Source organism: uncultured Subdoligranulum sp. (assembly GCF_937890665.1).
Genome location: NZ_CALADU010000154.1, coordinates 1 through 10,827 on the forward strand (window position 1 = coordinate 1; position 10,827 = coordinate 10,827).

The window sequence follows — 10,827 nt, forward strand, 5'->3', positions numbered from 1 at the left end:
CAACACATGCACCGCAAGCAACGCACTCGCTGGTAACGGTATGAGCCATCGTGAACTCCTTATCTCCGTGCTGATTGATGTCCCCTACCGGCCCTGCACGGCTGCTTCCCGGTATGGTGCCACAGCGGGTTTTTGGTGCCTACTGCGTTACAGATAGTGTAACACATTGCATAAAAATTCGCAAGTGCCATATCTTGAAAAATTTTCCCCCGCAGGCCCAACTGCCTGTGGGACGGGGCTTAGTCCTGTTCGGGGTCGGGGGCCTTGGGCACCCGCTTGCCGCCCCGCAGATAGACGCATTCCTCCCGCTTGTAGATGCGGGGGGCCAAGATCTCCACATTGGAGCGGACCTTTAAAGTTCCGGCCACCACATTGACCTCCAGCACGGTGCCTTCGCCGTCCGGCGTGCGGACGATGCTGCCCGGGGTAGGGGTGATGGAGTTGAGGTACTCGTAGCTCTTTTGCTCGTAGGCCAAGCAGCACATCAGGCGGCCGCAGGCGCCGCTGATCTTGGCGGGGTTCAGGCTCAGGCCCTGTTCCTTGGCCATCTTGATGGATACCGGCTGGAAGTTCTTCAAGAACCGGCTGCAGCAGAAGGGCTGCCCGCACAGGCCCAGCCCGCCCAGCATCTTGCTTTCATCCCGCACGCCGATCTGGCGCAGTTCGATGCGGGTGTGGAACTGGGCGGCCAGATCCTTGACCAACTCCCGGAAATCCACCCGGTTATCGGCAGTAAAGTAAAAGACCAGCTTGCTGCGGTCCAAGGTATACTCGGCGTCCACCAGCTTCATCTTCAGGTCGTGGGCGGCGATGCGCTGCTCGCAGATCGTAAAGGCCTGCTGTACGTCGGCCCGGTTCTGGCGCATCCGGCGCACATCCACGGCGTCGGCCACCCGGATCACCGGCTTCACTTCCCGGGAAAAACCCGGTACTTCGTGGGCGCCGCGGACCACCTCGCCGCATTCGGTGCCCCGGGCGGTGGTCACGATGACGAAATCCCCTTCCTTGACGGAAAAGTCGCCGGGATCAAAATAGTAGGCCCGGCCATTCTCTTTAAATTTTACAGAAATTACTTTCATGGGCATCTTCCTTATCTCGTTAGGCGATCCGGGCCGCCAGCACCGCCACGGCCAAACGCAGGTTGCCGTTGGCGGTCACATGGCGGCGTGCCTCGGCCCCGGCGCGCAGGATCGCTGCCGCCGTCGCAGGGCGCAGTCCGCCGCACTGCTGCCCGTAGTCGGGGCGGCGCAGCACGGCGCTGCATAGCTGGTCGAGCTGCCACTGCAGGGCCAGAAAACCTTCCCGGTCCCGCTCGTACTTGGTCAGCAGGGCCAGCGCACGGTAGGTGTCGTTTTGGGCGGCATAGCCGCAGAGTTCTTTGGCTTGGGCCAGCGCGGTGCGCACCGCGGCGTCCTGAAAGGCCCGCAGGGCGGTGCCGATATGCCCTTCGTAGAGAAAGGCCAGTTCGTCGGCCAAGGGGGCGGGCAGTCCGCGCTGGCGCAGCAGGGCGGCGCACTCGGCGGCGGGCACCGGGGTGATGGTGTAGGCCGCGCAGCGGCTGCGGATGGTGGGCAGCACGGTGGCGGTGCTGGTGGCGGTCAGGAGGAAGAGCACCCCTTCGGGAGGTTCCTCGATGATCTTCAGCATGGCGTTGGCCGACGACCCGTTGAGGTTCTGGGCGCCGTAGATGAAGAGCACCCGACCCGCCGCGTCGGTAGAAAGGGCGGAATGCTGGATCGCCTCCCGCATTTCCCGGACCCGCTTGACGGGGATCTGGCCGCTGGCGCCCTCGCCCTGCAGGACGAGGCATTCGGTGTCGGCCTTTTTCAGCACGGCCTCGGCGTGAGGACCGCCTTGGGGGTAGAGGTAGTCGGCGGCCAGACACCGGGCGGCAAAGCCCGCGCCGCAGCCTGCCTCGCCTACCAGCAGGACCGCATGCGGCAGCCGGCCGGTGCGCAGCGCGGCGCCCAGCTCAGCTTTCAGCGCGTCATTGCCGGCCAGACGGTCCAGCATCACAGTTTTTCAAAGCGTTCCACGTTGGTGACCATGATCGTGGCGCCGCCCACGGTCACTTCCATGGGCATGGCGCTCTCGATGCCGAAGCCCAAGGTGGCGGTGCCGGGCACGATCTCGGTGCGCTGCTTGCAGAACTGGGAGATGATGGCGATGCAGTCATCCACCTTTTCGTCCTCGGTGCAGATGAGCAAGGTCATGTTGCCCGCCATCAGGAAGCCGCCGGTGGTAGCCAGACGGGTGACGTAGAATTTGTGTTTGACCAGTTCGTTACAAACGACCCGGGAATCCTCTTTATTGACGATGGCAGTGATGAGTTTCATGGAAAAAACCTCCTTATAGCGTAGGATGGATTACCAACGATTGTTGCGGTTCTGCCAGTCGCGGCGGCGCTTGTAGCCAAGGATGGTATCCTTGCACCAGAAAAACACTTCGCGGCCGAAGAACGCCAAGAACCCGGCCATACCAAGGATCAGGCTGATCCGGGTAGCCAAACCGCCCCGCAGGAATTGGAGCACCCAGAGGGCCAGTTCATACCAGCCCAGATACTTCATCTTGAAGGGGATGATGCCCCAGAGCAGCGCGCCCTGATTGGGCCACATCCAAGTATAGGCGAAGAGCATGCTGAGGTAGACGGCGCTGGGGGAGCCGTACCCGGTGAAGAAGGCGCCGATCCAGGTACCCACCACACCAAGGGCGATGTACAGCGTCATGCGGAAGTCGCCCCACACCCGGGTCAGCGAGTTGCCGATCCAGAAATAGAACACAAGGTTCAAGAAGCCCAGCACGCTGCCCAGCCAGATAGGCTGGAACAAGAAGGTGATGAGCCGCCAGATTTGGCCGTGGAGCACCGCGTCCCGGCTGAGATAGAGCAGCAAATCGAAGTTGCGGTTGATGAGCAGGATGAACAGCCCGACAGCGAGCTGCCCAAGAATGAGGCCGTTGACCAGATAGGGGATGCCATACCGGCCAAAGCGGCGTTCCAGTTTGTCGATCCAGTTCATGGGAGAAGTTCCTCCATAGACAGCGGGTGAACAAAAGAAATAGTTCTGTTTATTGTAGCATTTTTGGGCGGGAAGTGCAACCGTTCCTTATCGAAAGGCGGGGGCGGTTCACCCCAGCACGGCCAGCTTCCCGTCCGCCCCGGCCCCGGTATGGTGCAGGGCGGTGCCGGCGGCGGTCAGGGCGGTCACCGCCTCGGAAAAGGCGGGGGTAACTTCCTCGCCGGGGGCCAGCAGGGGCACGCCGGGGGGGTAGGCCCAGACGTACTCGGCGGCCACGGCACCCACGGCCTCGGCCAAGGGGCGCAGACAGGCCGGACGGCGCAAAGCGTCGGCGATGGTACACCGGGCGGGGCCGGGGGGCGGCAGCAACGCTTCCGCCGCCGGGGCGGCAGAGGCCCCGGCATCCCAGCGGGTCAGCACTTCGGCCAGCCGGTCCAGTGCATCCTCGTCGTCGCAGGGGCTGGTCATGGCCAGCACGTTGGGGCCGCAGACCATCTCCGGCTCAAAGCCCGCCGCCCGTAAAAAGGCAGCGCCTTCCCGGCCGATGCGCAGCAGGATCTTGCCATTGTCAAAATCGTAGAAGCCCTGCCCTTCGGCCCCCAACCCCAGCACGGGGGTATGGCGCCAGCCCCGGGCCGCGGCAGCAAACCGGTCCAGCCGCTGCCGCCAAGCGGCAAAGGCGGTGTCGCCGTGGGTTTGCAGCCATGTCGTGCAGCCGTCCAGACTGGCCAGCAGCGGATAGCTGGGGGAGCTGGTCTCAAAGACATCCAGTTCCCGCTCCACGGCGGCAGCATCGATGCGGCTGCCCTGCAGATGGAGCCACGCGGTCTGGGTCAGGCTGGGCAGCGTCTTGTGGGCGCTTTGCACCACCAAGTCGGCCCCGGCTTCCACCGCGCCGCCCCGCCAGCCGTAGGGCCGGGCCAAGGGCAGGTAGTGGGCGCCATGGGCCTCGTCCACCAGCAGCGGCACGCCCCGGGCATGGCAGAGGTCGGCGATGGCCGAAAGGTCGCTCTGTACCCCCTCGTAGGTGGGGCTGGTCAGGATGACGCAGGCCACGGCGGGGTGGGCGTCCAGCGCGGCGGCCACGGCGGCGGGGGGCATACTGCCGTAAACGCCGAAATCCGGCACCACCGGCGGCACCAGATAGTGGGCGGTGAGGTGCCCCAGTTCGATAGCATGGTAGACGGCCTTGTGGCAGTTGCGGGCGACCAGCACCTCGCTGCCGAAGGGAGCCGCCGCCCGGATGCCCGCCAGCAGCCCCACGGTGGAGCCGCCCACGAGGTACCAGCACCGGTCCGAACCATAGAGGGCGGCGGTGCGGGCCATGGCGTCGGCGAGGATGCCGTCGGCGTCGTGGAGGTCATCGGCCCCCTCGATCTCGGTCAGGTCGAAGGCATAGCAGGAAAGCCCCGGGGCGGGCGGCACCCGGCGCTTGTGGCCCGGCATGTGCAGCGGATACCGCCGCCCAGCCAGTTCTTCACATTGTTGTTGTAAGATAGATTGCATAGACTTTGTTCCTACTTTCTTTACAAAGAAAGTAGGCAAAGAAATTCCAAATGTATAATCCGGGAATCCCGCGCTCCCAAGCGGTAGGAAAACCACCCACACCCGGCCATGGCCCGCCCGCGACGGCGGGCGGGGTTTCAGATCGGGAGCCCGGATGGGCTCACACGATAGGCACGGACGGGAAACGGGGTCACGTAGGGCCGTTTCGGGTCCACGATGTTGGAGTCTCGGGCGACCTCCTCGAAGCCCCGGGGATTGCCAAGGGGCCCGCAGGCCCCTTGACCCGTGCCCCGCGCGTCGGAAGTAGCGGCGCGTTTTTCAGCCGCTTTTTGCGCGGTCAAAAAGCGGCACCGTCTGGGAGCGCACCTGTTTTGTGCTGCTCGCCGCAGTCCCTCGGCTGCCCTCTTCCCAAGCAAAAAGGAACATTCCCCGGCAGCGCGAACCTCCCGGTTCGCCACCCACCTTCTCCTACTTTCTTTACAAAGAAAGTAGGCAAAGAAATTCCAACGTTATTCCAGCACGATCTCAGCCTTGCTGCCCGCCCGGGTCTTGGTGACCCGGATCTGCCGGGTCAGCCGGGCTTGCAGCGCCTCCACATGGGAGATGACCCCGATGAGCTTATCGCCCCCGGCCAGACCGGCCAAGGTATCCACGGCTTTTTCCAGACTGTCGGCGTCCAGCGAGCCGAAGCCCTCGTCGATGAAGAGCGTCTCGATGGTTACGCCCCCGGCGTTTTGCTGGATGGTATCGCTGATGCCCAGCGCCAGACAGAGGGCGGCCATAAAGCTCTCGCCGCCGGAAAGACTGCCCACCGGGCGGGTCTTGCCGGTGTAGGCGTCAAAAACATCCAGATCCAGCGCGGTCTTGCCGGCCAGCGCCTCGCTCTTGCGGCGGAGCAGCCGGTACTGGCCGTCGGTCATCCGGGTGAAGCGCAGGTTCGCGGCCTCCACCACACCGTCAAAGTAGAAAGCCTGTACGTACTGTTCAAAGGGCAGTTTGACCTTGCCCGCCAGATTGCCGTTGATGGTCTTGGAAAGGTTGTCCCACATGGCCCGTTTGTCCCGGGCGGCAGCCAGCGCCCGCAGCGTCTTTTCGATGCCCTCCAGTGCGGCCCGGTTGGTGTGCAGCCGGTGTACGGCGGCATCCCGGGCGTTGGTGGCGGCGGCGCGGTCGGCCCGCAGCCGGGCCAGCGCCTGCTGCAATTTGGCCAGCGTGGCAGCTTCCTCCCGGTCGGGGACGGTCTCCTGCATCTGCTGGACCCGGGCCGCCGCGGCGGCATGGCCTGCCTTGGCGTTGGCAGCTTTGCGGGACGCCGCAAAGGCCTGCTTTTCCAGCCCCTTGAGCTGGTTGTTCAGGTTGTCCAGTTGGTCGGTCAGCGCCCGGGCCTTGTCGCTCTGCCGCTTGAACTCGGCGTGCTGGGCCCGCAGCCCCGCCAGTCCTTCGGCCAAGCTGGCCTTCTGTTCTTCCAGCGCGGCGCGCAGTTCCTCGGGGGTCAGTTCTTCGGCGGGTTTGCCGGTGTACCGCCCGGCGCGGCGGGCAAAAAAGGCCGCCGCGTCCCGGGTCAGGGTGGCCCGCAGTTCGGCGGACCGGGCCGCCGCATCCCCCGCTGTGCGGGACTGGGCGGCGGTGTCCCGCCGCTGGGCCGTCAGGGCCTGCTCCCGCTCCTCCAGCACCTGTTCGGTCACATGGTCTTGGGGCAGTTGGGCCGGGCAGGGATGTTCGGTGGAGCCGCAGACCGGGCAGGGCTGCCCCGGCTGAAGCTGCTGGGCCAGCAGTCCCGCCCGGTTGGCGTTGAGCTGCCGCTGCAAGGCCGCGTACTGGGCCTCGGCTTCGTCCAGCGCGGTCTGGGCCTGCAAGTAGGCTTGCTGGCGCTGGGCCGCCGTGGCCGCGGCCTCGTCCGCTGCCGTCAGGCTGCGCAAAAGGTTCTCACAACTGGTGGTCAGGTTCTCGGCCAGTTCGATGTGGTGTTCCAGCCGCACCTGCTCGGTGTCGGTCTTGCCCAAGGCGGCCCGGGCGGCTTCGGTTTCGGCGATGGTCTGTTTCAGCGCGTCGCTGCGGGTCTGCAGTTCGGTTTGCAGTGCCTCGGTCTGGCGCTGCACCTCGGCGGTGCGGGCCTCCTCGTCCACCAGCCCCGCCAACTGACGGCGCCGGGCGGCCCGCTCCTCGGCCAATTTTACCGCCGCATCTCCCCGGGCGATCTTCTCGTCCAGTTCGGTGAGCAGTTCGTTCTGTTTGGCCTCGATGGCCTCGTCAAATTCCAGCAGCCGCTTGGCCAATTCTGCCGCCCCCGACGCCGCAAAGGGGTCGTGGGCGTCCTGCAATTCCCGCAGTTGGGCGGCGGTCTCCTCGTCGGCACCGGCCCCCAACAGGCTGCCCAGATGCATGAGCAGCACCTCGTCCAACCGGCGGCAGGCTTCGTCGGCCTGCCGGGCGTGCTGCACGGCGGCTTGGCCCAGCCGCTGGTGGTCGGCGGTATCAAAGATCTGGCGCAGAATGGCCGCCCGGTCGGCGGAGGGCGCATTCAGCAGCCGGGTAAAGTCGTTTTGGGCCAGCATGGACACTTGGGCAAACTGTTTGGCGTCGATGCCCAGCAGTTTGACCACCGCCGCCGTCACCGCCACCGCGCCCGAGACCGGTTCCTCCGGTTCCCGGATCAGTTCCGCCCGGGGCGGGCTTTTGACGATACCGCTGCCCCGTTTGGCGGCCCGCTGCTGTTCGGGCCAACGGCGGACCAGATAGGTGCGGCCCCGATGCAGAAAGGTCAATTCCACAAAGGTTTCGGCTTCCGGGGCGGCAAAGTCGCTGCGCAGCATGGTGGTTTTGCGGTTTTCGCCGGTGGTTTCGCCGTACAGCGCAAAGGTGATGGCGTCAAACAGGGCGGTCTTGCCCGCGCCGGTGTCGCCGCCGATCAAAAACAGACCGCTGCCCCCAAACCGGGAAAAATCCAGCTCGGTGCGCCCCGCATAGGGGCCGAAGGCGTTCAGCGTCAGGTATAAGGGTTTCATGCTTTGGCGGCCTCCTCTCGCAGCTGTTTGACGGCCCGGGCCTCATCAATGGTCAGCGGGCGGCCGTTCATCTGGGTGAAAAAGTCTTGGAACAGCTCGGCAAAAGGTTTGCCCCGCACGGCCAAGGCGGCGTCAGCGGGACCGGCGGCGTTGCCCCGGGGCTGGTAGTCCAGCCGCATGGCGTTGGGGTAGGCGGCCCGCAGGGCGGCCATGGCGTCGGGCAGCGGCGTGGGGTCGGTGAGGGTGGCCCAGATATAATCCCCCGTGTCGGTGGGATGCTCGATGAGTTTGGCCAGCGGTCCGGTCAGATGGCGCATGGCGCGGCGGGGGATCAGCGGCAGAACGTCGATTTCCTCCACCCCGCGGCGGCCCAGTTCCACCAGCGTGACGGATTTTTCCGCCCCGCATTCGTCCAGATGGTAGCACAGCGGCGCCCCGGCGTACCGGACGGTGTCGCTGCCCACCCGCTGGGCCCGGTGGATATGTCCCAGTGCCGTGTAGGCAAAGCCCTCGAACCGGCTGGCATCGATGGAATCTACGGTGCCCACAGTCAGGGGGGCGGTTTCGCTGCCGGCCATCTGGGGCGGGCAGACCCCCGCCACCACCATCTGGTGGGCCAGCAGGACCCGCCGGGGGGCGGCAGGCTGGCAGGCCGCCAGGGCGGCGGCCACGGCGCTGTCATAGTCGGGCAGGTTCTGGTCAGGCAGAAAATGCCGCACGGTAGCCGCCCGCACAAAGGGCAGCAAGGTAAATTCCACCGGCCCGAACCGGTCGTTGAGGACGATTTGGCGGGGGGCACCGTGGAACTGACCAGCCAGATAGACCCCCTGCCCGGCCAGCAGACCGGCGGCGAAGTCCAACCGTTCGGCGCTGTCGTGGTTGCCCGAAATGGCCAGCACCGGGATGCGCCGGGCGGCCAGTTGGGTCAAAAACCAGTCCAGCAGGGTGCAGGCCGCGGCGGGGGGCACGGGGGCGTCGTAGATGTCCCCGGCCAGCAGCACGGCCTCGGCGTCGTGTTCGTCACATAGGGCCAGCACCTGCTCCAAGATGTAGCGCTGGTCCTCCAGCAGATCGAACCCGTTGACCCGTTTGCCTAGGTGCAGGTCCGCCAGATGCAAAAATTTCATGCAGTCATCTCCAAAGTTTTTCCCAGGTGGTGATGTCCAGCACCACACCGGGCAGCACCTCCATAGGCACCGTTTCCGCTTTGCGGAACCGGCATTTCTTGCAGAACATTTCGGCTTTCAGGTCCCGGGCCCAGACTTTCAGGTACAGGCGGCTGCGGCCGTCCCCTTCGGCCAGTTTTTGGGCATAGGCCACCACGCTGCGGCCAATGCCCTGTCCCCGGGCCTTTTCTTTCAAAAACAGGCGGCTCAGGCAAAGCGCCCCGGCCGGCCCCAAGTCCATGGCAAAATAGCCCACCGGCTCGCTGCCCAGATAGATCAAAAAGTAGTTGATGACCCCGCTGTGGATCTCGTCGTCGGTGAGCACGTCGCTCTGGTATTTTTCGGCCAGCGCGGCGGCCACTTTGGGGGTCAGCTTGGTGTAGTGCTGCACAAAAATTTCCTGTGCCAGCGCACTGACCTGCTCCACATAGCGGGTCTTGGTCACTTGCTTGAAGGTCGGTTTCATGGCATACTCCTTTGGTTCAGGGGCCTTCTTCGATGGTCAAACTGGCTTTGGCGGGCAGGCAGGCGGCCCAGTCCCCCACCTCCCGCAAGGTGCCGAAGCCCTCGCAGGTGTGGTCGGGACAGGGGCTGTCCACAAAGGCGATGCCGCCGTCCGCCACCTCCAGATGGATGGTATACAGACCGGTATCGATGTCGTACCGGGCGTCTTGGTGCAGGTCGATGCGCTGTTCGGTCTGGGGGTCGCCGTAGCGCAGCACCGCCACCGCCCCGGCGCCGCCGGGATGGGTCAGCCGGAACAGTACCCCGGCCACCACCAGCAGCACCACGGTAAAAAGCAGATCTTTGCGGTGTTTTTGCAAAAATGTCACGGTTTATCGTTCCTCTTTGTCGAACTCCAGTTCCAGCCGCAGGCCGTCGGTACCGGCCACCGCGGCGGGATAGGCACTTTGGGCGGCAGCCAGCCCCGGTCCAAGGTCGGTGACGGCGGCGGAGTAGTGGGTCAGCCAGAGCCGCCGCACCCCGGCTTGGGCAGCCAGCGTGCCGGTCTCCCGGCAGGTGGCGTGGCCGTAGAGCTTGGCCTTGTCCCCGTCGGCGTCGTCGGCGTAGGTAGCGTCCATGCAGAGCAGGTCCGCCCCTTGGGCCGCCGCCAGTAGGGACGGGCAGGGACGGGTGTCGGTGGCATAGACCACCGTCAGGCCCCGCCGGGGCGGCCCCAGCACTGTTTCGGGGGCAAAGCCGTCCACGGTCTCCCCCGCCTGTAACCGCCGCCACAGCGCCACCGGAATGCCCGCCGCCTTGGCTCGGGCGGGGTCAAACCGGCCGGCCCGGGGCAGATGCAGCGCATAGCCGCAGCAGGGCACCCGGTGTTCCAGCGGGAAGGGGGTCACGGCCAGCGGCCCCGCCCCGAACGGTTCGGCCCCGGCCTCGCGCCACTGGACGGCAAAAGGCAGCGGCCCCACCAGCGCGGCGATGGGCGCGGCCACGGCTTCCAGCCCCACGGGGCCGACCACGGTCAGGGGTTCGGTGCGGCCCAGACTGGACAGGGTTTGCAGCAGCCCCGGCAGACCGAGGATATGGTCCCCGTGGTAGTGGGTCAGCAGCACATGGCTGAGCCGGTAGGCGCTGACGCCCCAACGGCGCAGGGCGGTCTGGGTACCCTCGCCGCAGTCCAGCAGCAGGGTGCGGCCCTGTACGGTGACAGCCAGCGCAGCCAGTGCCCGTTCGGGCAGCGGCTGGGTGCCGCCGGTGCCCAGCAGGGTGACGGTCAGCATGGCAAACTCCCCCTTTCCCAACAGTACCCCAATATACAGGGTACATTATAGCACATTTTGTAAGGGATGAAAAATCCGCCACAGGAATTTTACATTTTGCCGGGTGTTCCTTCTTTGCAAAGAAGGAACCGAAGAAATTCCAGATAAAAATACCCCACAGGGTAAATCCCTGCGGGGTATTTTTGTCGAGAGTTCTTTTGGTTCTTTTCGTCAAGAAAAGAACATCCCATCGCCATCGGCGGACATGCGCCGACGATGGCGATTCCGCTAGAGCGTCAAAGCCCGTTCGAGTCGCCGCTTCCGGCATGAGAACGGGTTTTGGCGCGACGGTGGGTGCCCAAGAGAGCTGCGGAGCCGCGCGCCGCCTGCGGCGGATACAGCAAGGCGGAGCAGGGGC

At 65.4% G+C, this 10,827-nt stretch carries 10 protein-coding genes; all 10 read right to left on the reverse strand.

Annotated features, from left to right (window positions below):
* Nucleotides 1–239 precede the first annotated feature (239 nt).
* Nucleotides 240–1,079: a stage 0 sporulation family protein gene (locus Q0526_RS08775; protein ID WP_298732611.1), complete on the reverse strand. Its 840-nt coding sequence runs from the start codon at nucleotides 1,077–1,079 to the stop codon at nucleotides 240–242.
* Nucleotides 1,080–1,098: 19 nt separating this feature from the next.
* Nucleotides 1,099–2,013 (reverse strand): hypothetical protein, encoded by a 915-nt coding sequence (locus tag Q0526_RS08780; protein WP_298732613.1) that lies wholly within the window; start codon nucleotides 2,011–2,013, stop codon nucleotides 1,099–1,101.
* Nucleotides 2,013–2,336: a cyclic-di-AMP receptor gene (locus Q0526_RS08785; RefSeq protein ID WP_298732615.1), complete on the reverse strand. Its 324-nt coding sequence runs from the start codon at nucleotides 2,334–2,336 to the stop codon at nucleotides 2,013–2,015. Before Q0526_RS08785 ends, Q0526_RS08780 begins: the two co-directional genes overlap by 1 nt.
* A gap of 30 nt (nucleotides 2,337–2,366) precedes the next feature.
* Nucleotides 2,367–3,017: a Rhomboid family protein gene (locus Q0526_RS08790; RefSeq protein WP_298732620.1), complete on the reverse strand. Its 651-nt coding sequence runs from the start codon at nucleotides 3,015–3,017 to the stop codon at nucleotides 2,367–2,369.
* Nucleotides 3,018–3,125: 108 nt separating this feature from the next.
* A complete protein-coding gene (locus Q0526_RS08795; protein ID WP_298732622.1) occupies nucleotides 3,126–4,523 on the reverse strand; it encodes an ornithine decarboxylase in 1,398 nt (465 codons plus the stop codon).
* 509 nt (nucleotides 4,524–5,032) lie between these two features.
* Nucleotides 5,033–7,528 (reverse strand): SMC family ATPase, encoded by a 2,496-nt coding sequence (locus tag Q0526_RS08800; protein WP_298732624.1) that lies wholly within the window; start codon nucleotides 7,526–7,528, stop codon nucleotides 5,033–5,035.
* Nucleotides 7,525–8,655, reverse strand: a complete 1,131-nt coding sequence (locus Q0526_RS08805) for an exonuclease SbcCD subunit D (RefSeq protein WP_298732626.1) — start codon at nucleotides 8,653–8,655, stop codon at nucleotides 7,525–7,527. The genes Q0526_RS08800 and Q0526_RS08805 overlap by 4 nt, the downstream gene beginning before the upstream one ends.
* A 4-nt stretch (nucleotides 8,656–8,659) precedes the next feature.
* Entirely contained in the window at nucleotides 8,660–9,160 is a 501-nt protein-coding gene (locus Q0526_RS08810) for a GNAT family N-acetyltransferase (protein WP_298732628.1), read from the reverse strand.
* A gap of 16 nt (nucleotides 9,161–9,176) precedes the next feature.
* Nucleotides 9,177–9,527 carry a NusG domain II-containing protein gene (locus Q0526_RS08815; protein ID WP_298732630.1) on the reverse strand — a complete coding sequence of 117 codons (351 nt, stop codon included), beginning with the start codon at nucleotides 9,525–9,527 and terminating at the stop codon, nucleotides 9,177–9,179.
* A 3-nt stretch (nucleotides 9,528–9,530) separates the two neighbouring features.
* Nucleotides 9,531–10,430, reverse strand: a complete 900-nt coding sequence (locus tag Q0526_RS08820; protein ID WP_298732632.1) for a ribonuclease Z — start codon at nucleotides 10,428–10,430, stop codon at nucleotides 9,531–9,533.
* Nucleotides 10,431–10,827 lie beyond the last annotated feature (397 nt).